General features: G+C 66.9%; 26 protein-coding genes. 15 read left to right on the top strand and 11 right to left on the bottom strand.

The annotated features are described in order from the left end of the window. Nucleotides 1-26: 26 nt before the first annotated feature. Entirely contained in the window at nt 27-1,562 is a 1,536-nt protein-coding gene (gene murJ, locus ACK4IU_RS09585; RefSeq protein ID WP_409734283.1) for a murein biosynthesis integral membrane protein MurJ, read from the top strand. On the opposite strand, the gene ACK4IU_RS09590 is transcribed toward murJ, so the two are convergent. After that, nucleotides 1,553-2,242 carry a rhomboid family intramembrane serine protease gene (locus ACK4IU_RS09590; protein ID WP_409734286.1) on the bottom strand — a complete coding sequence of 230 codons (690 nt, stop codon included), beginning with the start codon at nt 2,240-2,242 and terminating at the stop codon, nt 1,553-1,555. The genes murJ and ACK4IU_RS09590 overlap by 10 nt on opposite strands. Before the next feature lie 86 nt (nt 2,243-2,328). Between ACK4IU_RS09590 and trpS the strand changes: the two genes are divergently transcribed. The 5 genes from trpS (at nt 2,329) to ACK4IU_RS09615 (ending at nt 6,361) form a co-directional block, all read left to right on the top strand. After that, nucleotides 2,329-3,381, top strand: coding sequence for a tryptophan--tRNA ligase (gene trpS / locus ACK4IU_RS09595; protein ID WP_409734289.1), 1,053 nt, complete (start codon nt 2,329-2,331; stop codon nt 3,379-3,381). A 422-nt stretch (nt 3,382-3,803) separates the two neighbouring features. Next, a complete protein-coding gene (locus ACK4IU_RS09600; RefSeq protein WP_409734292.1) occupies nt 3,804-4,307 on the top strand; it encodes a YbjN domain-containing protein in 504 nt (167 codons plus the stop codon). A 28-nt stretch (nt 4,308-4,335) separates the two neighbouring features. Then, entirely contained in the window at nt 4,336-5,148 is an 813-nt protein-coding gene (proC, locus tag ACK4IU_RS09605) for a pyrroline-5-carboxylate reductase (protein ID WP_409734295.1), read from the top strand. Then, complete coding sequence (locus ACK4IU_RS09610) at nt 5,145-5,480, top strand: tRNA-binding protein (RefSeq protein WP_409734298.1); 336 nt, start codon at nt 5,145-5,147, stop codon at nt 5,478-5,480. Before proC ends, ACK4IU_RS09610 begins: the two co-directional genes overlap by 4 nt. A gap of 236 nt (nt 5,481-5,716) precedes the next feature. Beyond that, complete coding sequence (locus ACK4IU_RS09615; protein ID WP_409734300.1) at nt 5,717-6,361, top strand: hypothetical protein; 645 nt, start codon at nt 5,717-5,719, stop codon at nt 6,359-6,361. A gap of 56 nt (nt 6,362-6,417) precedes the next feature. Here ACK4IU_RS09615 and ACK4IU_RS09620 read toward each other — a convergent pair whose 3' ends face one another. Beyond that, on the bottom strand, nt 6,418-7,374 hold the full coding sequence (locus ACK4IU_RS09620; RefSeq protein WP_409734302.1) for an L-malyl-CoA/beta-methylmalyl-CoA lyase: 957 nt from the start codon (nt 7,372-7,374) through the stop codon (nt 6,418-6,420). Between the two features lie 142 nt (nt 7,375-7,516). Here ACK4IU_RS09620 and dgcA point away from each other — a divergent pair, with 142 nt between their 5' ends. The 5 genes from dgcA to ACK4IU_RS09645 all read left to right on the top strand — a co-directional run bounded on the left by dgcA (nt 7,517) and on the right by ACK4IU_RS09645 (nt 11,020). Further along, the gene (gene dgcA, locus ACK4IU_RS09625) at nt 7,517-8,479 is read left to right on the top strand and encodes an N-acetyl-D-Glu racemase DgcA (protein ID WP_409734304.1); all 963 of its coding nucleotides are present in this window, start codon (nt 7,517-7,519) and stop codon (nt 8,477-8,479) included. Nucleotides 8,480-8,483: 4 nt separating this feature from the next. Then, nucleotides 8,484-9,347: a D-amino-acid transaminase gene (locus ACK4IU_RS09630; RefSeq protein ID WP_409734306.1), complete on the top strand. Its 864-nt coding sequence runs from the start codon at nt 8,484-8,486 to the stop codon at nt 9,345-9,347. A gap of 103 nt (nt 9,348-9,450) precedes the next feature. Beyond that, entirely contained in the window at nt 9,451-9,903 is a 453-nt protein-coding gene (locus ACK4IU_RS09635; RefSeq protein ID WP_409734309.1) for a YaiI/YqxD family protein, read from the top strand. A gap of 131 nt (nt 9,904-10,034) precedes the next feature. Next, nucleotides 10,035-10,724: an AzlC family ABC transporter permease gene (locus tag ACK4IU_RS09640; RefSeq protein WP_409734311.1), complete on the top strand. Its 690-nt coding sequence runs from the start codon at nt 10,035-10,037 to the stop codon at nt 10,722-10,724. Next, nucleotides 10,721-11,020, top strand: a complete 300-nt coding sequence (locus tag ACK4IU_RS09645; protein WP_409734313.1) for an AzlD family protein — start codon at nt 10,721-10,723, stop codon at nt 11,018-11,020. Before ACK4IU_RS09640 ends, ACK4IU_RS09645 begins: the two co-directional genes overlap by 4 nt. Nucleotides 11,021-11,213: 193 nt before the next feature. Here the strand turns inward: ACK4IU_RS09645 and ACK4IU_RS09650 are convergent, their stop codons facing one another. The 5 genes from ACK4IU_RS09650 to ACK4IU_RS09670 form a co-directional block, all read right to left on the bottom strand. After that, nucleotides 11,214-11,768, bottom strand: coding sequence for a F0F1 ATP synthase subunit B (locus ACK4IU_RS09650; RefSeq protein WP_409734315.1), 555 nt, complete (start codon nt 11,766-11,768; stop codon nt 11,214-11,216). 4 nt (nt 11,769-11,772) lie between these two features. After that, on the bottom strand, nt 11,773-12,297 hold the full coding sequence (locus ACK4IU_RS09655) for a F0F1 ATP synthase subunit B' (RefSeq protein ID WP_409734317.1): 525 nt from the start codon (nt 12,295-12,297) through the stop codon (nt 11,773-11,775). 62 nt (nt 12,298-12,359) lie between these two features. Then, entirely contained in the window at nt 12,360-12,596 is a 237-nt protein-coding gene (locus tag ACK4IU_RS09660; RefSeq protein ID WP_135448301.1) for a F0F1 ATP synthase subunit C, read from the bottom strand. A 46-nt stretch (nt 12,597-12,642) separates the two neighbouring features. After that, nucleotides 12,643-13,398, bottom strand: a complete 756-nt coding sequence (locus ACK4IU_RS09665) for a F0F1 ATP synthase subunit A (RefSeq protein WP_409734321.1) — start codon at nt 13,396-13,398, stop codon at nt 12,643-12,645. A 2-nt stretch (nt 13,399-13,400) separates the two neighbouring features. Next, nucleotides 13,401-13,724 (bottom strand): AtpZ/AtpI family protein, encoded by a 324-nt coding sequence (locus tag ACK4IU_RS09670; RefSeq protein WP_409734323.1) that lies wholly within the window; start codon nt 13,722-13,724, stop codon nt 13,401-13,403. Nucleotides 13,725-13,916: 192 nt separating this feature from the next. Between ACK4IU_RS09670 and ACK4IU_RS09675 the strand changes: the two genes are divergently transcribed. Continuing rightward, nucleotides 13,917-14,246 carry an ArsR/SmtB family transcription factor gene (locus tag ACK4IU_RS09675; protein ID WP_409734325.1) on the top strand — a complete coding sequence of 110 codons (330 nt, stop codon included), beginning with the start codon at nt 13,917-13,919 and terminating at the stop codon, nt 14,244-14,246. On the opposite strand, the gene ACK4IU_RS09680 is transcribed toward ACK4IU_RS09675, so the two are convergent. From ACK4IU_RS09680 to ACK4IU_RS09690, 3 genes are all read right to left on the bottom strand, one after another. Continuing rightward, nucleotides 14,243-14,494 (bottom strand): hypothetical protein, encoded by a 252-nt coding sequence (locus ACK4IU_RS09680; protein WP_409734327.1) that lies wholly within the window; start codon nt 14,492-14,494, stop codon nt 14,243-14,245. The two genes, ACK4IU_RS09675 and ACK4IU_RS09680, sit on opposite strands and share 4 nt — an antisense overlap. Nucleotides 14,495-14,605: 111 nt before the next feature. Then, nucleotides 14,606-14,923 carry a hypothetical protein gene (locus ACK4IU_RS09685; RefSeq protein WP_409734329.1) on the bottom strand — a complete coding sequence of 106 codons (318 nt, stop codon included), beginning with the start codon at nt 14,921-14,923 and terminating at the stop codon, nt 14,606-14,608. A gap of 116 nt (nt 14,924-15,039) precedes the next feature. Next, nucleotides 15,040-17,538, bottom strand: a complete 2,499-nt coding sequence (locus ACK4IU_RS09690) for an FAD-dependent oxidoreductase (protein WP_409734331.1) — start codon at nt 17,536-17,538, stop codon at nt 15,040-15,042. A 346-nt stretch (nt 17,539-17,884) separates the two neighbouring features. On the opposite strand from ACK4IU_RS09690, the gene ACK4IU_RS09695 reads away from it, so the two are divergent. From ACK4IU_RS09695 to speB, 3 genes are all read left to right on the top strand, one after another. Further along, nucleotides 17,885-18,253 (top strand): hypothetical protein, encoded by a 369-nt coding sequence (locus tag ACK4IU_RS09695; RefSeq protein ID WP_409734334.1) that lies wholly within the window; start codon nt 17,885-17,887, stop codon nt 18,251-18,253. Beyond that, a complete protein-coding gene (locus ACK4IU_RS09700) occupies nt 18,232-18,900 on the top strand; it encodes a C13 family peptidase (protein ID WP_409734336.1) in 669 nt (222 codons plus the stop codon). Before ACK4IU_RS09695 ends, ACK4IU_RS09700 begins: the two co-directional genes overlap by 22 nt. Before the next feature lie 137 nt (nt 18,901-19,037). Next, nucleotides 19,038-20,012 carry an agmatinase gene (gene speB / locus ACK4IU_RS09705; RefSeq protein WP_409734338.1) on the top strand — a complete coding sequence of 325 codons (975 nt, stop codon included), beginning with the start codon at nt 19,038-19,040 and terminating at the stop codon, nt 20,010-20,012. 9 nt (nt 20,013-20,021) lie between these two features. Here speB and ACK4IU_RS09710 read toward each other — a convergent pair whose 3' ends face one another. After that, complete coding sequence (locus ACK4IU_RS09710) at nt 20,022-21,029, bottom strand: hypothetical protein (RefSeq protein ID WP_409734340.1); 1,008 nt, start codon at nt 21,027-21,029, stop codon at nt 20,022-20,024. Nucleotides 21,030-21,067 lie beyond the last annotated feature (38 nt).

Raw genomic sequence — 21,067 nt, forward strand, 5'->3', positions numbered from 1 at the left:
ACGGAAGGGGCCGAAAGGGCCGGCGCATGAGCCGGATGATCCGCAGCATCGTCACGCTGGGCGGCTGGACGCTGGTCTCGCGCGGGGCGGGGCTGGTGCGCGAGCTGATGATGGCCGCCTACCTTGGCGCGGGGCCGGTGGCAGACGCCTTCAACGTGGCCTTCTCGCTGCCGAACATGTTCCGCCGCTTTTTCGCGGAAGGCGCGTTCAACCAGGCCTTCGTGCCGCTCTACTCCAAGAAGGTCGAGGCCGGCACCGATGCCGAGGATTTCGCGCAGAACGCCTTTTCCGGCCTGACCGCCTTCCTGATCCTCTTCACCCTGATCGGCACCATCGCCATGCCGTTTCTGGTCTGGGCCATGGCCTCGGGCTTCGTCGGCGACGGGCGCTTCGACCTCGCGGTCGAGTTCGGGCGGATCACCTTCGTCTATATCGGCTTCATCTCGCTCTTCGCGCTGCTATCGGGCATCCTGAACGCCCATGGCCACTTTGCCGAGGCGGGCGCGGTGCCGGTGCTGATGAACCTTGTCTTCATCGCCGCCATGATGCTGGCCCACTACAACGGCTGGGATATGGGCCTGACGCTGGCCTGGACCACGCCGATCACCGGGATCGCGCAACTGGCCTGGACGCTTTACGCCGCCCGCCGCATCGGCTTTGTCCCCCGCCTGCGTCTGCCGCGCCTGACCCCGGATTTCCGCCGGCTGATGGTCAACATGGGGCCGGCGCTCATGGTCGGCGGGGTGGTGCAGATCAACCTTCTGGTCTCGCGGCAGGTCGCCTCGGGGACAGAGGGCGCGATCTCCTGGCTGGTCTATGCCGACCGTCTCTACCAGCTGCCGCTGGGCGTGGTGGCGATCGCGGTGGGCACGGTGCTTCTGCCCGAACTGTCCCGCCGGCTTCAGGCCGGCGACAGCGCGGGCGGGCAGGACGCCTTCAACCGGGGGACGGAGTTCGCGCTGCTTCTCACCCTTCCCGCCGCCGTGGCGCTGGTCGTCATCGCCCTCCCGATCACCGAAGTCCTCTACCAGCGCGGCGCCTTCGGAGCCGACGATACCGCCGCCACCGCGCTTGCCCTGGCGATCTATGGCCTGGGCCTGCCCGCCTTCGTCCTGCAAAAGGCGCTGCAACCGCTGTTCTACGCCCGCGAGGACACGCGCAGCCCCTTCCGCTATGCCGTCTGGTCCATGGTCCTGAACGCAGTCCTTGCCTTCGGGATGATGCCCTGGATCGGCTTTTCCGCCGCCGCCTGGGCCACCACGCTGTCGGCCTGGGTCATGGTCGGTCAACTCTGGTGGGGCTCGCGGGCCTTGGGCGAGGAGACGCGCTTCGACGCCCGGTTCCGGTCGCGCCTCTGGCGGATCGCGCTGGCCTCGGCCCTGATGGGGGCGGCGCTCTGGGTCGGCTGGGGCCTCCTCATGCCCCTGCTGGAAGATCGCGGCTGGCGGATCCTCGGCCTTGTGCTTCTCATCGGGATCGGCATGGCCAGCTATGCCGTCGCAGCCTTTGCGCTCAGGGCCGTGCGCCTGTCGGACCTGCGGGCGCTCCAGCCTCAGCGCTGACGGATCTGGTCCAGCACCCGCCGGAACCCGCCGGGGCTGACCACGACCGACAACAGGAACCCCGCCGCAAAGCCCGCGACGTCGGCCACCCAGTCCCAGCCGCCGCCGAACAGCATCCCGAAGACGAACTGGAAGAACAAGAGGAACCCGATCAGCGAAAAGGCGCGCCACTTGTTCGCGCCCACCCGCGACAGGTTGGTGAAGATCATGAAGGTGAAGGCCCCGATCAGCCCGTAAACCGCCGGATAGGCCCCGATCAGCGGCGCGCGGATGCCTGGCACCAGAAGACCATAGGCCAGAGCCCCCGCCGCCGCCGAGCCCAGCACCACCGCCAGCACCGCCCACCAGCGGAAGACCTCGCCCACCCATTTGCCAAGCGCGAGCAGCATGACCACGGCAAACAGCGCATGGGTCACCCCGCCGTGCACCAGGCTGTAGCTGACCAGCCGGTGCAGCTCTGCGGCCGGGTGGCCGCCGGTTTCCCATTGCAGCTTCAGAAGCTCGGGGAACATCCCGAAGCGTTCCACCGCCTGCAACCGCCAGCCCACGCCCTGCGCCCCGCCGACCAGTCCGGCCTCGGCCAGCGACAGGAGCATCTCCATCGCGATCACCGGCAGGGCCAGGGCCCAGACGATCCAGGGCAGGGGGTTCAAGGGAGGGGCGTGCAATTCCTGATCCATGTCCTGCCTCGCTGCCTTGTCCGATTGACGCCTGTTTGCCCTTGGATTACGCGGGTCCGGCAGGATTTTCCAGATGGAGCCACCCCATGACCTCGCAGGCTTCGGCGGTCCAAACGCCGAAAACCTTCAAACCCCGCATCTTCTCGGGCATCCAGCCCTCGGGCGGGCTGACGCTGGGCAACTATCTCGGCGCGCTGAAACGCTTCGTGGAAAAGCAGGACGAGGGGATCGAGACGATCTATTGCCTCGTGGACCTGCACGCGATCACCGTCTGGCAGGATCCGGCGAAGCTCCGCCAGCAGACCCGCGAGGGCGCGGCCGCCTTCATCGCGGCGGGGATCGACCCGAAACGGTCCATCCTCTTCAACCAGTCCCAGGTCTCCGCCCACGCGGAACTTGGCTGGATCTTCAACTGCATCGCCCGCATGGGCTGGATGAGCCGGATGACCCAGTGGAAGGACAAGGCCGGCAAGAACGCCGAGGCGGCATCGCTCGGCCTCTTCGCCTATCCCTCGCTGATGGCGGCCGACATCCTTGTCTATCACGCGACCATGGTCCCGGTGGGCGAGGACCAGAAGCAGCACCTGGAGCTGACCCGCGACATCGCGATCAAGTTCAACAACGACTATGGCGTGGACTTCTTCCCGGTGGTCGAACCCCTGATCGAGGGCGCCGCGACCCGCGTCATGAGCTTGCGCGACGGGACGAAGAAGATGTCCAAGTCCGACCCCTCGGACCAGAGCCGGATCAACCTGACCGACAGCGCCGACATGATCGCACAGAAGATCCGCAAGGCCAAGACCGACCCCGATCCGCTGCCCGAAACCGCCGAGGGCCTGAAGGACCGCCCCGAGGCGCGGAACCTTGTGAACATCTATGCGGCCTTGGCCGGGCACAGCGTGGACCAGGTCATCCGCGACTTCGCCGGCGCCCAGTTCGGCACCTTCAAGCCCGCCCTCGCCGATCTTGCCGTCGCCAAGCTGTCGCCGATCACCACCGAGATGAACCGACTGATGGCCGACCCGGCCGAGATCGACCGCATCCTCGGCGACGGGGCCGAGCGGGCCGCCGCCATCGCCGAACCCATTCTCGAACAGGTGTTCGACATCACCGGAATGATCCGCTCGCGCCGCAAGTAATCCACAGCTTTTGCGCGCGCAGGGCCCGGCCTGTCACATTCCCGATTCAGCCCGACCCTAGGGTCAGGGCGTCCGGAGATGCGATCTGTCCCCATCGCCCCGGTCCCTGCCTGCTGTCCCCTGAAGGGCAAGGACCTGTTCCGACACGCCCCCGTGCACCCCCCGCACGGGGGCATTTTTCTGCCGCAGCGTGTCCCTGCGGCGGCCCTGCTCGCCCGGAATGCCAAGTCCTTGACTCCGCAGACTCTCCCGACCCCGATTTCCGCTTTTCCACAGCTATTTTCGCAAGAAATCGCTTTACAGGCTTTCGCTCCTGTCCCACCATATCTAGTAAGGGCCTCGTCAGGCAAACGCAGACCCTTGCCAGATACCCAGTTTCTAGTGGGTTTCGGCCCGCCAGAAGCTTCATGATGAGGCCGGGCATGTCGCTTTCCGAAGACTACGCTGCGATGGAGGATCTCCACCCCATCGACATCGTCGAAACCCTGGCCGAACACCACGCCTGGGAATTCGACCGTGTGACCGACGACCAGATCGCCATGGCGGTCGAGGGGCAATGGCGCACCTATTCCCTGACGCTGGCCTGGAGCGACCAGGACGAAACCCTGCGCCTGATCTGCACCTTCGAGATGGACCCGCCCGGCGAAAAGCTGCCGAACCTCCTCGACGTGCTGAACCGCTGCAACGACATGGTCTGGTCCGGCGCCTTCACCTGGTGGGCGGAACAGAAGCTGATGGTCTGGCGCTACGGGCTGGTGCTGTCGGGCGGCCAGATGGCCGGGCCGGAGCAGATCGACCGCCTGATCGCCAGCGCGGTCAGCGCCTCGGAACGGTTCTACCCGGCCTTCCAGCTCGTCTCCTGGGGCGACCAGTCCCCGGCCGAGGCGATGAAGGTTGCCATTGCCGAGGCCTACGGCCGCGCCTAACCTGCCCCCGGTTCGAAAGGGGGATCGGATGAACCTGGATCGTGTGACCCGTGAGGGGCTGGTGCTCTTGGGCTGCGGCAAGATGGGCACGGCGCTGTTGACCGGCTGGCTCGCCGCCGGGGTGCCGCCGGCCTCGGTCTGGGTGATCGAGCCGAATCCGACCGACTGGCTGAAGGGCACCGGCGTTCACCTGAACAGGGGCGTTCCCGCCGCGCCGGCCGTGGCGCTTCTGGCGGTCAAGCCGCAGATGATGGGCGCCGCGCTGCCGGCCTTGCAGGCGCTGGGCAACGGCAGGACGCTGTTCGTCTCGATCGCCGCTGGCACCAAGATCGCCACCTTCGAGGAGGTGCTCGGCACCCGCACCCCCATCGTCCGCACCATGCCGAACACCCCGGCGATGGTGGGCCGGGGGATCACCGCGCTCTGCCGCAATGCACATGTGTCGGACGCCGATTTCGCCCTGGCGCGCGACCTGATGGCCGCCGTGGGCGAGGTGGTGGACCTGACCTCCGAGGACCAGATCGACGCGGTCACCGCCGTCTCGGGCTCGGGCCCCGCCTATGTCTTCCACCTGATCGAGGCCCTCGCCGCCGCAGGGGAAGCCGAGGGCCTGCCTGCCGGGATGGCGATGCAACTCGCCCGCGCCACGGTCTGCGGGGCGGGGGAACTGGCCTATCAGAGCCCGGAAAGCGCCGCGCAACTGCGCATTGACGTCACCTCGCCCGGTGGCACCACGGCTGCGGCGCTGGCGGTGCTGATGGACCCCGAGACGGGCTTCCCGGCCCTGATGCGCCGGGCGGTGAAGGCCGCCGCCGACCGGGGACGGGAACTCGGCAAATGACCATCACCTACGACGATTTCGCCCGCGTGGACATCCGCGTCGGCCGCATCACCCGCGCCGAACCCTTCCCCGAGGCGAGGAAGCCCGCCTACAGGCTCTGGGTCGATTTCGGGCCGGAGATCGGGGAGAAACGATCTTCGGCCCAGATCACGAAACATTACCGGCTCGAGGACCTGGTCGGCCGGCAGGTGCTGGCCGTGGTCAACTTCCCGCCGCGCCAGATCGGCCCGGTCCTGTCCGAGGTGCTGGTCCTGGGCCTGCCCGACGCCGCGGGCGCGGTGGTGCTGATCGGCCCGGACCAGGAGGTGCCGCTGGGCGGCAGGCTGTTCTGATACGGTGGTTGGCGTGAAGAATTGTCAGCTACACTGCTGTGCATCTCGATGACTTCTTTCTGGCTATCCTGAAGCATAATGCTCAGTTCATCTACTCCCCTAGCCACTTCGCAAGGGTAGTTCCCCGCGATGAACGCCTTCATGCAAAGGGGGCGGAATTGCCATCGGTCGCGACTGGACACCTTGTCATCGGACTGTCTAGGCTTTGGGTTGAAGTGCGAAAGCATGGGGGAGCTATGCGCAAGTTGGTGTTTGCGGCCGCCGCGGCATTGATGGGATGCAAGGCAGATTATGTTGGCGAAGGAAGCATCAAGGCGGCTCAGGCTGCCATTGATGGGAAAGCGGCTACAATGACCGGTGTAATCGGCATCGAAACCGGCAGCGAGACAAAGTGCAGGGAACTCGCTCCATCTCTGGCCGAGGCGCTTGCCACGGAATATGCAGGCGCGACATTCATCGGATGCACGCGGCGCAATTTCGACAACTTCGCAGATTTCAGGGTGGCGCTGCCGGTCCTCCCAGCGAACACCAAGTCTGGTCCACCGCTGTCGATGCGGACAAGTCTTGCTGACGACACGGTTATGGTCGGCCTGTATCTTGACCTTGATGCCGTGGAACGCCTGAGGGCAGAACTGCCTGATGACGTCACACTCTTTGCTTCGGGGCCAATCGACATCGCTGTGACCGTTGACGTACGAAATGATACTGATGCCCAGGTTTCGGTGACTACGAACGGAGCGTTCGTGGATGGGCAGCCCATGCCAAACCAGAGAGTGCACGATCTCGCTTCGGGCGCGATCATTCGTATTCAGCCCTCAAACGTTCATGCAGCCGCACTGGCGAACGGGCAGGGTGCCTTTCTATTCAGCTTTGACCGCTGATGCGTCAGTCGGTGCAGATCGGGGCGCGCGACGCCTCTTGCTAAGTCAAACGTATCTCAGACCCCGATCAGTTCCGCCTGCCGTACGATGACCTCGGCCTGGCGCATGCTGGCGATGTCCACCAGCCGCCCCTTGTAGACCGCGGCCCCCTGGCCCGCGGCCTTCGCAGCCTCCATCGCCTCCAGGATCTCGCGCGCCTCGCGCACGGCGGCTTCCGAGGGGGTGAACACCTCGTTCGCCAGTGCCACCTGCTTGGGGTGGATCGCCCATTTTCCGACCATCCCCAGCGTCGCCGAGCGTCGCGCCTGGGCGCGGAAGCCCTCCTCGTCGCTGAAATCCCCGAACGGCCCGTCCACCGGCAGGACGCCATGCGTCCGGCAGGCCGCCACGATCGCCGCCTGCGCCCAATGCCAGGGGTCGGACCAGTACTTCTGCCCCTCGCGGTGCATGTAGTAGTTTTCCTGCGTCCCCCCGATCCCGGTGGTCTGCATCCCCATCGAGGCCGCGAAATCCGCCGCGCCAAGGCTCATCGCCTGCAACCGGGGACTGCTGGCGGCGATCTCCTCGACATGGGCGATCCCCGCCGCCGTCTCGATGATGACCTCCAGGCTGATGCGCTTGCCGCGCCCTGCCGCCGCCTCGCAGGCCGTGACGAGCGCATCGACCGCATAGACATCCGCCGCGCAACCGACTTTCGGGATCATGATCTGGTCGAGCCGCTCGCCCGCCTGTTCCAGGAGGTCCACCACATCGCGATACCAGAAGGGGGTGTCGAGCCCGTTGATCCGCACCGACAGCGTCTTGCGGCCCCAGTCCACCTCGGAAATCGCCTTGATGATGTTCGCCCGCGCCTGCGGCTTGTCCGCCGGGGCGACGGAATCCTCGAGGTCCAGGTTGATGACATCCGCTGCCGAGGCCGCCATCTTGGCAAAGAGTTCGGGGCGCGACCCCGGGCCGAACAGCTGGCAGCGGTTCGGGCGGGCGGGGGCGGGGGGTTGCAGGCGGAAGCTCATCTAAGATTCCCGTGGGCAAGGATATTACGTCGGATTCGCAAAGACGGTTATATTGTTGCGTGCCGCAGTGCAACATCCGTTTTGCATGCGCAGAAAGTGCCGCCGCTTCCCAATCCCTTTCGCGGCCCCTAAAGTTCCCCCCATGATTACCGCCCAGGCCGAGACCTTCCCCCTTCGCACCCCCTTCACCATCTCGCGCGGGTCCAAGACCGAGGCGCGGGTGGTGACCTGCACGGTCGCGCGCGGCGGCGTCAGGGCCTGGGGCGAAGGGCTTCCCTATCCGCGCTATGGCGAGACGGTGGAGGCGGCCGTGGCGGCGATCAAGGGCTTGCCCGAGGGGATCACGCGCGCCGCGCTGCAAGAGGCGATGAACCCCGGCGCGGCACGGAACGCCGTGGACTGCGCACTGTGGGATCTGGAGGCGAAAGCCTCGGGTCGGCCGGTCTGGCAGCTGGCGGGTTTGGCCGCCCCGAAGCCGGTGGAGATCGCCTTCACTCTCTCGCTCGATACGCCCGAGAAGATGCGCGAGGCGGCGGCGCGGAATGCCCATCGGGCGGTACTGAAGGTCAAGCTCGGCACCCCCGCCGACATGCCCCGGATCGAGGCGGTCCGCGCCGGTGCTCCCAAGGTCCGCCTGATCGTCGATGCGAACGAGGGCTGGACGCCCGAGGTCTACAGCGACTTGGCCCCCCACCTGATCCGCCTTGGGGTGGAGATGGTGGAGCAGCCCCTGCCGCAGGGGGCCGACGACATGCTGGCCGAGATCGCGCGGCCTTTGCCGGTCTGTGCGGACGAAAGCGCTCATGACGCGGCCTCGCTCCCCAGCCTCTTGGGCAAGTACGACGTGGTCAACCTGAAGCTCGACAAGACCGGGGGGCTGACCGAGGCGCTGCGCGCGCGGGACGAGGCGCGGCGGTTGGGGTTGCGGGTGATGGTCGGCTGCATGATCTCGACCTCGCTTTCCATGGCCCCGGCGATCCTGGTCGCGCAAGGTGCCGACTGGTCGGACCTTGACGGCCCCGCCGACATGGCGCAGGACCGCGCGCATCCGGTCACCTATGACGACCGCCACATCCACCCGGCCCTGCCGCAGCTTTGGGGATAACAGCATGACCCGCACTGTCTATGTGAATGGAGACTACCTGCCCGAAGCGGAAGCGAAGGTCTCGATCTTCGACCGGGGGTTCCTGATGGCCGACGGCGTCTATGAGGTGACCTCGGTGCTGGACGGCAAGCTGATCGACTTCGAGGGGCACATCCGGCGGCTGGAGCGGTCGCTGCGGGAGCTCGAGATGACCTGCCCGATCTCGTCTGATGAGCTGCTGGCGATGCATCGCAAGCTGGTGGCGCGGAACGGGATCGACCAGGGGATGATCTACCTTCAGGTCACGCGGGGGAACCCTGGGGACCGGTCGTTCCTGTTCCCCGACGTCTCGGTCCCCGGCACCGTGGTAGCCTTCACGCAGAACATCCCGAACCTTGCGGATGCTCCGGCGGCCAAGACCGGGTTCCGGGTCATCACGATCCCGGACCTGCGCTGGAGCCGCGTCGATATCAAGACGGTGCAGCTGCTGTATCCCTCGATGGGGAAGATGGCGGCGAAAAAGGCCGGGGTGGATGACAGCTGGTTCACCGACGAGGCGGGTGCGGTGACCGAGGGGACCTCGAACAACGCCTATATCGTGAAGGGGAACCGGATCATCACGCGGGCCCTGGGCAACGACATCCTGCACGGGATCACCCGGGCGGCGGTCCTGCGCTTCGCGGCCGAGGCCCAATTCGAGGTGGAGGAGCGGCCGTTCACCCCGGCCGAGGCGCAGGGGGCGGACGAGGCGTTCTCCACCGCGGCCTCGATCTTCGTGATGCCGGTCGTGGAGGTGGATGGCAAGCCGGTCGGTTCGGGCAAGCCGGGGCCGGTGGCGACGCGCCTGCGCGAGATCTACCTGGACGAGATGCGGAAGGCCGCGATCTGAAGGTGTCCACGGTGGACAATCGCCGAGTTGCATTTGGAAACAAGAACTTGCGATTTTCCGTTAGGGGTTCCTTAACCCCTGTCCACGGCGCCTCGGGGGCCGCATGACGCTGTATATCGATGCGGACGCCTGCCCGGTGAAGGCCGAGGCCGAGACGGTCGCCACCCGCCACAGGGTGCGGATGGTGGTGGTGTCGAACGGGGGGATCCGGCCCTCGCAGAACCCGCTCGTCGAGAGCGTCTTCGTGGGCCAGGGGCCGGATGAGGCCGACAAGTGGATCGCCGAGGCCTGCGGGCCGGGGGACGTGGTCGTCACCGGGGACATTCCGCTGGCCGCGAAATGCGTGGCAAGGGGCGCGCGGGTGGTGAAGCACAACGGCGAGGAACTGACGGCGGCCAATGTCGGCATGGCGCTGGCGACGCGGGACCTGATGCAGGATCTGCGCTCGGCCGATCCGTTCCGGCAGGGCGGGGGCAAGATGTTTTCCAAGGCGGACCGGAGCCGGTTCCTAGATGTGTTGGACCGGGTGTTGCGGGCGGCGGCGCGGGGAGCATGAGTGGTCCCGGGCGTGTTGCGGTTGCGTGGGTTGGACGTGGGGATGGTGCGCTGTAGCGCACCCTACGGTGGGGGTGCGGTGGTGCGCGTTGCACGGTCGGGAAGGTGCGCTGTAGCGCACCCTACGCGGCGGTGAGCCGCGCACCGTTCTCTTTCGACGGCTTCCGGCGCGGGGCGCGGGACGGGGTGCCGTTGGCGCTGTCGATCTTCGCCTATGGGGTGGGGTTCGGGCTGGTCGCGGCACAGGCCGGGTTCGGCGTTGGCAAGGCCGTGGCGACCAGTGCGGCGATCTATTCCGGCTCGGCGCAGCTGGCGGCGGTGAACCTGCTGCAGACCGGCGAGGCGACGCTTTGGGCACTGTTCGCCACCATCCTGGTCATCAACGCGCGGTATCTTCTGTTCGGGGCGGCCTTGCAGCCGTGGCTGTGGTCGGCGGGGCCGGTTCGGGCCTATGGGAGCTTGCTGCTTCTTGGCGATGCCAACTGGCTGATGACGATGCGCAAGGTCCGCGCGGGCGAGGAGGACCGGGCCTATCTTGCCGGTACCGGGGCGCCGATCACGGCGGGATGGTTGGCGGGGACGGCGCTGGGCGCGGGGGCGGTGACGGTGCTGCCGAGGCCCGAGGCGCTGGGCTTCGACCTGATGCTCGCCTGCTTTGCCGCGGGGATGATGACGGCCATGGTCAAGGCGTGGGCGGACCTGCTGCCGGTGGCGGTGGGCGCGGGGACGGCGCTGGTCGTGGCGCATCTGTTCGGCCCGGCCCCGGCGATCATCGCGGCGGGGCTGGCGGGGGCTGCGGTCGCGGCGCTGGTGCACCGATGACGGACAGCTTTCCGGTCCTGCTGGCGGTCATGGCCTCGGCGGCCTTCCTGTGCCGGGTGGCGGGGTTCACGCTGATGCGCCTTGTGCCGGTGACGCCCCGCATCGAGGCGGCCTTGCGCGCCACGCCTCTGGCGGTGATGGCGGGGATCACGGCGCTGGCGGTGCAGGCGGGCGGGCTGGCTGAGGGGCTGGCGCTGACCGCCGTCGTCGGGCTGACGCTGGTGTTGCGCAGCGACGTGGCCGCGGCCTTGCTGGGGGTGGTCGTAGTGGCGGCGCTGCGCCGGGCGGGGGTTTGAGGAACGGCTCCTGCGGCGCGCGCTCGGCTTCGCGTTGCGGTGAAGGGTAACTCCTCGTTCGCCTTCGGCTTCTCGTCGTGAGGGAGCGGTTCCAGCGAGGAGGGGCCGAAGAGGCCCAGGACGAGCGGCGCCGAAAAGCAGAACCGGCGGCCCCTTGCGGGACCGCCGTTTTCCGTTTCCTGGCCCTGCCGGCTTAGTGCAGCCGGGCTTCGACCTGGGCGATGGCGTCGTCGATCGAAGTCGAGACGGCATCGGCGGTCATCTGCTTGGACAGCACGTCGCCGGCAGCGGCCACGGCCACCGCGACGGCCTGTTCCCGGACCTGGCGGATCGCGGCGGCTTCGGCCGACGCGATCTGTTCGGTGGCCGACGCCATCCGGCGGGCGATCGAGGCCTTGAGGTCCTCCTTCGCCTGGGCGGCGGCGGCGAGTGCCTCCTCCCGGGCCGCGCTGACGATTCGGTCGGCCTGTTCCTGGACTTCCTTCTGCCGGCGTTCGTAGGTGGCGAGGATCGACTTGGCTTCCTCGCGCAGGGCGCGAGCCTCGTCGAGTTCGGCCTTGATGGCGGCGGCGCGGGCGTCGAGCATACCCGTCAGCTTGGCCGGGACCTTCATGTAGACCAGGATACCGATGAAGGCGATGAAGGCGATCAGGACCACGAAGTTCGTGTTCTGCAGCGAGAAGAACGGACCTGAGGCCGCCATCGCGGGCGAGGCGACAAGGGTGAAGAGAATGGAGAGCTTCTTCATCGCCTTACCCTTTCAGCCGGGCGGCAACGGCCGCGGTCACGGTTTTTGCGTCTGCGCCGACGCCAAGCGCGGCAACCAGTTCGGCCGCGACATCACGGGCCACTTCGGACACCGCCTGGGCGGCGCCGTCGCGGATTTCGGCAATCGTCTTCTCGGATTCCGCCGCCTTTGCCGCGATTTCGGCATCGGCTTTCGCGGTGGCCGCATCGAGGTCCTTCTGGATCTCGGCCCTGGCCTGGGCCACGATCTTCGCGGCCTCGGTCCGAGCATTGGCCAGCGCTTCGTTGTAGGATTTCTCGGCCTCGATCGCTTTCTGCTTCAGCTCTTCGGCTGCGGCAAGGTCGTTGGTGATCGTGCTTTTCCGGTCGGCCAGCACCGCGCCGATGCGGGGCAGGGCGATGCGCGACAGCACGAAATAGATCACGACCAGCGTGACCAGAAGCCAGAAGATCTGGTTCGGCCAGGTCGAGAAGTCGAGCTGGGGCATCCCCACAGCCTTTCCCGCCTCGGCAGTAGCTTCGGTTGCCATGTCGTCTCTCCTGTGGAACCTGGGCCGGGGATCATCCCGGCCCGGATGTCAGCGCAGAAAGATCAGACGGCGAACATCAGCAGGAGAGCGATCAGGAACGAGAAGATCCCGAGAGCTTCCGCGAAGGCGATGCCGACGAAGAGGTTGGCCATCTGGCCCGGGGCCGCCGACGGGTTGCGCAGTGCGCCCGCCAGGAAGTTCCCGGCAATGTGGCCCACGCCGATGCCGGCGCCGCCGAGGCCGATGGTGGCCAGACCGGCACCGATGTATTTGCCGAGCAGAGCGAGTTCGCCTTCCATGATGTCTCTCCTATGGATGGAATGCTGAGGTTGGTTGGACCCGGACCTAGTGATGGGCGTCGCCGACGGCGTCGCGCAGGTACACGCAGGTCAGAATGGTGAAGACGTAGGCCTGAACGGCGGCCACGAGCGTTTCCAGCCCGTAGATCGCGATGATGGCGGCGATCGGCACGACCGAGGCGATGCCCATGGCGCCGGCAAAGCCTGCGAAGACCTTGATCACGGCGTGGCCAGCCATCAGGTTGCCGCCAAGACGGATGGAGTGCGAGAGCGGCCGCACGAAGTAGGAGATCAGTTCGATCACCGCGAGGATCGGGCGCAGCACCAGCGGCGCCGAGGAGACCCAGAACATCGACAGGAAGCCGAGGCCCTTGCGGTAGAGGCCGACCAGGGTGACGGTCAGGAACACCAGGAGCGCCAGCACCGCCGTGACCGCGATGTGCGAGGTGGTGGTGAAGGACATCGGGATCAGGCCCAGCATGTTCGACAGGAAGACGAACATGAACAGCGTCATGATGTAGGGGAAGAACTTCAGCCCTTCGTGGCCGGCCACGTCCTCGACCATCTTGTGGATGAAGCCGTAGAACAGTTCGGCCACCGATTGCCCGCGCGAGGGGACGATGGCGCGGCGGCGAGTGGACAGGACCAGAAGCGCGATCATCGCAAGGACCGCGATGCCCATCCAGAGCGTGACATTGGTGGGCGTGTACCATTCGATGGGACCGTCGCCGAACAACGGCTTGACGACGAACTGATCCATCGGGTGGATCTGAAGCCCGCTGCCGTGTTCTTCCGTCGCCATCGTCAGTTCCCTTCCTTGTTGGCCTGTTCGGCCTTCCGTCCCAGTTCCCTCGCGCTGCCCAGCATCGTCCTGACGCCTGCCGCGAAGCCGAAGAGCGAGAAGATCACCAGGAAGACCGGCAGCGTGCCGAACAGCACGTCGAGCCCGTAACCGATGCCGGACCCCAGCATGATGCCGGTCGCCAGCTCGATCACCATCCTCCAGGCCAGCTCGCCCTGCGAGAAACCCTTGGCTGCGGCAGACCTGGGCGGCGGTTCCTTCGCCTTCACCTTCGACAGCCGCGCCTCGAGCTCGCGCAGGCGGTCGGGATCGGGTTCGGTCGCCATCGGCCATGTCCCTCGCAGTCGAGGCGGTTCTACGGAGAGGGGCATGGAGAGTCAAGCGTGCAAAACTTCCGGCAAGTCATTGAAAAGAATATATTATGATGATTGCTTTTGGTGCTGCGGGCCGGCTTTGGGCTTGATTTCATATTCAACCCCGCGGTTGACGATTTTGCAGCCCGCGGAAATAGTCGCCCGATGACCGACCGCCTTGATGCCGTCTTTGCCGCGCTTGCCGACCCGACCCGCCGGGCGATCCTGACCATGCTTCTGGAGGACGACATGGCCGTGACCGATGTGGCCGAGCCCTTCGCGATGAGCCTGGCCGCGATCTCCAAGCATCTGTCGGTGCTGGCCGATGCCGGGCTGATCAGCCGGGAACGGCGTGGCCGGGTGATCTGGTGCAAACTCGAACCCGAGGCGATGCGCGCGGCCTCGGTCTGGATGCGGGGGTTCGGGTTGTTCGACCCCGTGGACCTCGACGCCTTCGAGCGGTTCCTGGAGCAGGAGCTGTCGGAAGAGGACTAGCGCCGCCGCCGTCGCCTGAACCAGCGTTGCAGCGACCAGCGGCTGCGGATGATCGCGGCCGAGATTGGCCCGCGCAGGCGCGGCAGGTCGATGGCCAGCAGGAGCAGCCCGGCGGGCAGCATCCACAGGCCGAGGATCGGCAGGAACCAGAAGAGGCCGCCGATGGTCAAAAGGATGGCGAGCGGAAAGCGGATCGGAAACCAGCTGTCCCGGCGCAGTCGCGAAAGGGGCGCACGCAGCTGCGGCACCAGGCGTTCAAGTGCATGAAACTGCCGATTGAACCGGCGCTCGCGGCGTGACATCGAGAACCCTCTCCGCAGGATCATGCGACAGGAAGGTGACAGGGGTGCGACGCCGGATCACTGTCGCGTACGCCAGTGCCGGGTCAGGCGGCGCGCCTTGTGTCGCGCCCGGATCACCAGGGCAGAGATCGGTCCGCGCAGCATGGGCAGGTCCACGGCAAGGAGGAGCATGCCGAGGGGCAGCATCCAGATCCCGAGGAAGGGCAGGAAGGAAAGCAGCCCCCCGGCGATCAGAAGCAGAGCAAGCGGAAAGCGGATCGGAAACCAGCTGTCGCGGCGCAGCGTGGACATCGGTCCGCGCAGGGGCGGAATCAACCGCTCCAGCGCGTCGAACTGTCGTTGGAACCGGCGTTCCCGTCTGTGCTTTGCGGCCATGCCGTCAAGATGGGGACCGCGGGCGGCGCTTCAAGGGCAGGCTCGTCGAGCGCTTCGTGCACTCCTCGCGGGGGGGGGCGCCCGACGAGTGCAAGAAGTGCTCGAGGGGGCGTCGCTTACCCGTCGATTCGGATGCGCGCGTTCGAGGGATCGAAGGGGCTGTCCTCGGTCACGACCGCATCCCATTCCCTCAGCTGGATCTTCACCTTCAGCTTCTGGCCGGGGGTGGCGAGGTCCGGGTGCACATAGCCCATGCCGATCTGCTTGCCGAAGGCGACCGAATACCCACCCGAGGTCAGTCGGCCGACCTTCACCCCGTCATGGAAGATCGCCTCCTTGCCCCAGGGATCGGTGTCGTCCGGCCCGTCGATCAGCAGCGTCACGCATTTGAAACGGATGCCGGTCTCCAGCATCTTCTCCTTGCCGCGGAAGTCCTTGGACAGGTCCACGAAACGGTCGAGCCCGCCTTCCAGCGGCGTCGCGTCGCGGCCAAGCTCGGACCCGAAGGCGCGGTAGGATTTCTCCTGCCGCAGCCAGTTCTGCGCCCGGGCGCCGACGCCCTTGAGCCCGTGCTTTTCGCCGACCGACCAGATAAGGTCCCAGAGATAGCGGCCGAATTCGATGGGATAGTGCAGTTCCCAGCCGAGTTCCCCCGTATAGGCCACGCGGACGGCGCGGACGGGGCACATGCCCAGTTCGATGTCGCGGTAGGAAAGCCAGGGGAAACGCTTGTTGCCCAGCACCGTTTCGGGGTCGGCGTCCTTGACGATCTCCTTCAAGAGCGCGCGGGAATTGGGGCCGGCCAGCGCATAGACGCCCCATTGCGTGGTCACGTCATGGATGTCGATGTGCCCGCCGCCCTGCGCCATCCAGTCCTCGGCCGATTTCAGCAGGAAATCCGCGTCATAGGCCGTCCAGGCCCCGGCAGAAATCAGGTAGTATTCGTCCTGTTTCAGCCGGACGATGGTGTATTCGGTCCGCGTCGTGCCGTGGTCGGTCAGCGCGTAGGTCAGGTTGATCCGGCCCACGTTCGGCAGCTTGTTGCAGGTGAAGTGGTCGAGGAAGGCGGTCGCGCCCGGGCCACGGAAGAGGTGTTTAGTGAAGGCGCTGGCGTCGATGATGCCGACGGTGTTGCGGACGGCCTCAGCCTCGGCCTTGGCGTATTGCCACCAGTCGCCGCGACGGAAGCTGCGGGAGTTGTGGTCGAAGTCGGCGGGGGCGTCCTTCGGGCCGTAGTAGTTCGGGCGTTCCCAGCCGTTCACCTGGCCGAACTGCGCGCCCATTTCCTTTTGCCGGTCATAGGCCGGGGCGGTGCGCAAGGGGCGGCAGGCTTCGCGTTCCTCGTCCGGGTGGTGCAGGATGAAGACGTGGTCGTAGCACTCCTCGTTCTTGCGGGAGGCGTATTCGGTGGTCATCCAGCCGCCGAAGCGCTTGGGGTCGAGGGAGGCCATGTCGATCTCGGCCTCGCCCTGGGTCATCAACTGGGCGAGGTAATAGCCCGTGCCGCCTGCTGCCGTGATGCCGAAGGAAAAGCCCTCGGCCAGCCACATGTTGCGCAGGCCCGGGGCGGGGCCGACGAGGGGGTTGCCGTCGGGGGTATAGCAGATCGGGCCGTTGTAATCGTCCTTCAGGCCCACGGTTTCCGAGGACGGAATCCGGTGGATGAAGGACATGTATTCCTGCTCGATCCGTTCGAGGTCGAGCGGGAACAGGTCGGCGCGGAAGCTGTCGGGGACGCCATACTGGAAGCGCGCCGGGGCGCCCTTTTCGTAGGGGCCGAGGATCCAGCCGCCGCGTTCCTCGCGGACATACCACTTGGCGTCGGCATCGCGGAGGACCGGGTGCTGGGGATTGGTTTTCCGCCATTCGACAAGGGCCGGGTCGGGTTCGGTCACGATATACTGGTGTTCGACCGGGATCGCGGGGGTCTTGATGCCCAGAAGCCGCGCGGTGCGCTGGGCGTGGTTGCCGGTGGCAGTGACGACATGTTCGGCGGTGATGTCGAAGCGGTCGTCGGTGGGAATCAGCATGCCCCCCTTGTCCTCAAGCCGCGTGCAGGAGACGATCCATTCCGACCCGGTCCAGCGGTAGCCGTCCACCTGGATCTTGCGTTCGATCGTCGCGCCAAGCTGCCGCGCGCCCTTGGCCATCGCCTGCGTCACGTCCGCCGGGTTGATGTAGCCGTCCTGCGGGTGGTAGAGCGCGCCGATCAGGTCCTCGGTCCGCACCAGCGGCCAGCGGTCCTTGATCTCCTTCGGGGTCAGGAACTCGTGATAGACCCCGGCGGTCTCGGCGACCGAGGAATAGAGCATGTATTCGTCCATCCGCGCCTGGGTCTGCGCCATGCGCAGGTTGCCGACGACGTAGAAGCCGGGGTTCAGGCCCGTCTCGGCCTCGAGCCCCTTGTAGAAATCGACCGAGTACTTGTGGATGTGGGTCGTCGCGTAGGACATGTTGAACAAGGGCAGAAGCCCGGCCGCATGCCAGGTGGATCCCGCCGTAAGCTCGTCCCGTTCGACCAGCATCGTGTCCCATCCGGCTTTCGCAAGGTGATAGGCGATCCCGGTGCCGACTGCGCCGCCACCGACGACCAGTGCCTTGACGTGGGTTTTCATGGAAGGGACTCCCGCAATAGGTTTGCCCCTATCTGCCAGAGCCGGGGGAATTCGGGCAAGGTTACGCGACCTTTGAGGTCCGAAAACGACATGCTGTCGGTCCTGAACCGGATCGGGCCATCGCCGGCGACGGGCGGCGCGGGCATTTCACCAGCTTGCCGCAGTCTTGCCCGTTTCCTGGTTTTCAACCTGGCCCATGGAAAAGGCAGAATCGTTCACACCCCGGCCCGAGAGCCCCGCCCGCCCCGCGCTGGTCGCGCTGTCGGCGATCCTTCTGTCCTGGCTGGCGTACTATGCGGCACAGGCGGCCTAATACGGGCCGGGGGGCAGCCTGTCGCTCTGGGGTGTGCAGACCGCGGTCGCGAATGGTGCGGTGGTGGTGGCCGGGCTGGTGCTGGGCCTGGCGCTGGTCGGGCGGATCGACCTTCTGGCGCGCGTGGTGACGCTTCTGTTCCTCTTGGCGACGGTGCTGAACCTGGCGCTCTGGACTCTCTACCGCGAGGCGCCGCAGCTTTTCGCCGCGCCCGGTGGAGCCGGGGCGATCCGGGCCGTTGCGCTTTTGATGCAGGTGGCGCTTCTCGTCTGGCTGTTGCGCGCGCCGGGGCGGCAGTGGCTGCCGGCGGGGCTGGTGATGGCGGTGGTGTTTGTCGCCGCGAAGGACGTGGCGCAGCGCTTGCCCCGCAGACCCCGGGCGTGCCCGAGGTTCTGGCCCTGACCCTGGGCGGAACGGCAAGCCAGTCGGTGTTCCTGTCCGAGGTGGAGCGCGCGGCGGCGATCCTCGATGCGCAATACGGGTCGGGGCCGCGCACGACCCGGCTGGCGAACAGCCGGGCCCACCCGACGCGCTATCCCATGGCGAACCGGGCGAACCTGGCGCGGGCGCTGAAGGAAATCGGCGCGCGGCAGGGACCCGAGGACCTGGCCTTCCTGTTTCTCACCTCGCACGGGCAGAAGGACCGGCTGGCGCTGGATTTTCCCGAGGCCGGGACCTCGGACCTCACGGCGTCCGACTTCCGGCAGATGCTGGCGGACAGCGGCATCGGGCCGGCGGTGATCGTGGTTTCGTCCTGCTTTTCGGGGTCATTCCTCGACGACATCGCGGCGCCGGACCGCCTGGTCATAACCGCCGCGCGGGGCGACCGGACCTCGTTCGGCTGCCGCGACGGGGCGGAGTGGACCGAGTTCGGCCAGTCCTTCTTCGACCGCGCGCTGCGGGCGGACCCCGACCCGCGCCGGGCCTTCCCGGTCGCGGCCGAGGACGTGGCCCGGAAAGAGGCGGCGGGCAAGCTGACGCCCAGCCTGCCGCAGATGCAGGAAGGGGCCGAAATCGGCGCGGTGCTGGACCGGGTGCTGGCGCGCTGAGGGGCGCCTCGTCGTGCGCCTTCGGCTTCTCCTCGCCGGGCGCTGACGACAATAAGCCGAAGGCGCACGAGGAGGGATCCCTTGCCGTTCCGGGCTTTCTGCGCAAGGTTGGCGCGAATTGGAAGGAAGGCCCCCAGATGACCCGTTACAACCAACCCCTCGGCGGCAACGAGATGCCGCGCTTCGGCGGACCGGCGACGATGATGCGTTTGCCGGGAGCGACCTCGGCCAGAGGGCTGGATGCGGCCTTCATCGGCATTCCGATGGACCATGGCACCTCGAACCGGCCCGGCACCCGGCTGGGGCCGCGCCAGATCCGCGACGAAAGCCGGATGATCCGGCCCTACAACATGGCCACCGGCGCGGCGCCCTTCGAGCACCTCCAGGTCGCGGACTTGGGCGACGTGGCGATCAACACCTTCGACCTGAAGAAGTCGGTGGACATCATCACCGCGCATTACCGCGAGGTGCTGGCCCATGGCACGATCCCCCTGACGCTCGGCGGCGACCACACGCTGACCTGGCCGATCCTGCGCGCGATCAAGGAACGGCACGGGCGGGTCGCGCTGATCCATGTCGATGCGCATGCCGACATCAACGACACCATGTTCGGCGAAACGGTGGCCCATGGCTGCCCCTTCCGCCGCGCCTGGGAGGATGGCTGCCTGATCAACGACAAGGTGTTCCAGATCGGCCTTCGCGCCACCGGCTATGCGGCGGACGATTTCGACTGGGGCCGCCGGCAGGGCTGGACGGTCGTGCAGGCCGAGGAGTGCTGGCACAAGTCGCTGACCCCGCTGATGCGCATCGTCCGCGACCGGATCGGCGATGCCCCGGTCTATCTGTCCTACGACATCGACAGCCTCGATTCGGCCTTCGCCCCCGGCACCGGCACGGTGGAACCGGGCGGGCTGACCACCTGGCAGGGGCTGGAGATCATCCGCGGCTGCGCCGGGCTGAACCTGGTCGGCTGCGACCTGGTCGAGGTCTCGCCGCCCTATGACCCCACGGGCAACACCGCGCTGATCGCGGCGAATTTCCTTTATGAGATGCTTTGCGTGCTGCCCGGCGTGCCGCAGGTGCCGTCGCGCTTTTCCGGCCTGACCTTCTAGGCCGGGGCCTCAGTCGCCCCCGACCGTGCAGCGCTTGACGCCGTCCTTCCCGGTCGTGCAGGAACTGCCCTTGCCGGTCTCCCTGGGCGCGGGTTTGTCCTCCGCCTCGCTGCCGCCGAAGAGCCCGCCGAAGAACCCGCCGCCGCCACCCGACCCGGCCTGCGCGCCTTCGGCCTGTTCGGACGCGGCGCGGTCGGCGGCCTCGCGTTCGGCTTCGGCGGCGGCACGGGCTTCGCGGTCGGCCAGATAGGCCTCGCGCTCGGCCTGTTCCATGGCGGAGGCCAGCACGATCACCGGCACCTTGCCGAGGCCTTCGACCTTGTCGATCACGCTGGCGTTCATCGCCTCGACATGCAGGCTCTGGAAGAAGGGCACCAGCTCGGCATCCTTCATCCGCTTCGGTGCGAGCACTCGCAGGTGGATCTGCGCGCCGACGTCGGCAAAGAAGAGGCGGCCGCGAAACCCTTCGGGCAAGAGATCCTCGGTCACGTCGAGGCCGCGCACGGTCATGAATTCCGTGCCGCGGAACTCGGCCGTCATCATCTGCAACTCCATCCGCTGCTGCATGGCGGCAAAGCTGGTGAAGATGATGTTCGGATAGCGCACCGCCTTGATCAGCACGGTCCGGTCGCCGTTCTGATAGGCGAGCGTGACGGCCTCGGTTCCCGTGCCGGCACTCGCCTCGACCATCTTTTCCAGGCTGCTGATCGCCTTGCGGTCGGCGCCCTTGGTCGATTTCGGCAGGAAGGGCTTCACGTCGTCGGGCACGGCGGCGCGCACGGTCCAGCCTTCGGGCGGCTTGGGCAGCATGTCGGCCAGTTTCGACGGCATCCCGGCGGCATTGGCTGCGCCGGTCAGCCCGGCGACCCGGCCGGTCAGGCCCGAGACATATTCCTGGAAGGTCAGGCCCTCGGCATCCTCGCGGCCGGCCCATTTTGCCGACATGCGGAAGTCGAAATACAGGTAGCCGCCTGCCATGATGGCGAACAGGATCAACGAGCCGACAAGGCGTATCACGGGTCAGTCCTTCCCTTGGTCCCGGCGTTGCGGGTCTG

Origin of the sequence: Tabrizicola flagellatus (assembly GCF_046295235.1) — a bacterium.
Classification (GTDB): Bacteria; Pseudomonadota; Alphaproteobacteria; order Rhodobacterales; family Rhodobacteraceae; genus Tabrizicola; species Tabrizicola flagellata_A.

Bases quoted from the DNA above. Each gene is read 5' to 3' on its own strand.
- murJ (WP_409734283.1), top strand. From the start codon at position 27: ATGAGCCGGATGATCCGCAGCATCGTCACGCTGGGCGGCTGGACGCTG.
- ACK4IU_RS09590 (WP_409734286.1), bottom strand. From the start codon at position 2,242: ATGGATCAGGAATTGCACGCCCCTCCCTTGAACCCCCTGCCCTGGATC.
- trpS (WP_409734289.1), top strand. From the start codon at position 2,329: ATGACCTCGCAGGCTTCGGCGGTCCAAACGCCGAAAACCTTCAAACCC.
- ACK4IU_RS09600 (WP_409734292.1), top strand. From the start codon at position 3,804: ATGTCGCTTTCCGAAGACTACGCTGCGATGGAGGATCTCCACCCCATC.
- proC (WP_409734295.1), top strand. From the start codon at position 4,336: ATGAACCTGGATCGTGTGACCCGTGAGGGGCTGGTGCTCTTGGGCTGC.
- ACK4IU_RS09610 (WP_409734298.1), top strand. From the start codon at position 5,145: ATGACCATCACCTACGACGATTTCGCCCGCGTGGACATCCGCGTCGGC.
- ACK4IU_RS09615 (WP_409734300.1), top strand. From the start codon at position 5,717: ATGCGCAAGTTGGTGTTTGCGGCCGCCGCGGCATTGATGGGATGCAAG.
- ACK4IU_RS09620 (WP_409734302.1), bottom strand. From the start codon at position 7,374: ATGAGCTTCCGCCTGCAACCCCCCGCCCCCGCCCGCCCGAACCGCTGC.
- dgcA (WP_409734304.1), top strand. From the start codon at position 7,517: ATGATTACCGCCCAGGCCGAGACCTTCCCCCTTCGCACCCCCTTCACC.
- ACK4IU_RS09630 (WP_409734306.1), top strand. From the start codon at position 8,484: ATGACCCGCACTGTCTATGTGAATGGAGACTACCTGCCCGAAGCGGAA.
- ACK4IU_RS09635 (WP_409734309.1), top strand. From the start codon at position 9,451: ATGACGCTGTATATCGATGCGGACGCCTGCCCGGTGAAGGCCGAGGCC.
- ACK4IU_RS09645 (WP_409734313.1), top strand. From the start codon at position 10,721: ATGACGGACAGCTTTCCGGTCCTGCTGGCGGTCATGGCCTCGGCGGCC.
- ACK4IU_RS09650 (WP_409734315.1), bottom strand. From the start codon at position 11,768: ATGAAGAAGCTCTCCATTCTCTTCACCCTTGTCGCCTCGCCCGCGATG.
- ACK4IU_RS09655 (WP_409734317.1), bottom strand. From the start codon at position 12,297: ATGGCAACCGAAGCTACTGCCGAGGCGGGAAAGGCTGTGGGGATGCCC.
- ACK4IU_RS09660 (WP_135448301.1), bottom strand. From the start codon at position 12,596: ATGGAAGGCGAACTCGCTCTGCTCGGCAAATACATCGGTGCCGGTCTG.
- ACK4IU_RS09665 (WP_409734321.1), bottom strand. From the start codon at position 13,398: ATGGCGACGGAAGAACACGGCAGCGGGCTTCAGATCCACCCGATGGAT.
- ACK4IU_RS09670 (WP_409734323.1), bottom strand. From the start codon at position 13,724: ATGGCGACCGAACCCGATCCCGACCGCCTGCGCGAGCTCGAGGCGCGG.
- ACK4IU_RS09675 (WP_409734325.1), top strand. From the start codon at position 13,917: ATGACCGACCGCCTTGATGCCGTCTTTGCCGCGCTTGCCGACCCGACC.
- ACK4IU_RS09685 (WP_409734329.1), bottom strand. From the start codon at position 14,923: ATGGCCGCAAAGCACAGACGGGAACGCCGGTTCCAACGACAGTTCGAC.
- ACK4IU_RS09690 (WP_409734331.1), bottom strand. From the start codon at position 17,538: ATGAAAACCCACGTCAAGGCACTGGTCGTCGGTGGCGGCGCAGTCGGC.
- speB (WP_409734338.1), top strand. From the start codon at position 19,038: ATGACCCGTTACAACCAACCCCTCGGCGGCAACGAGATGCCGCGCTTC.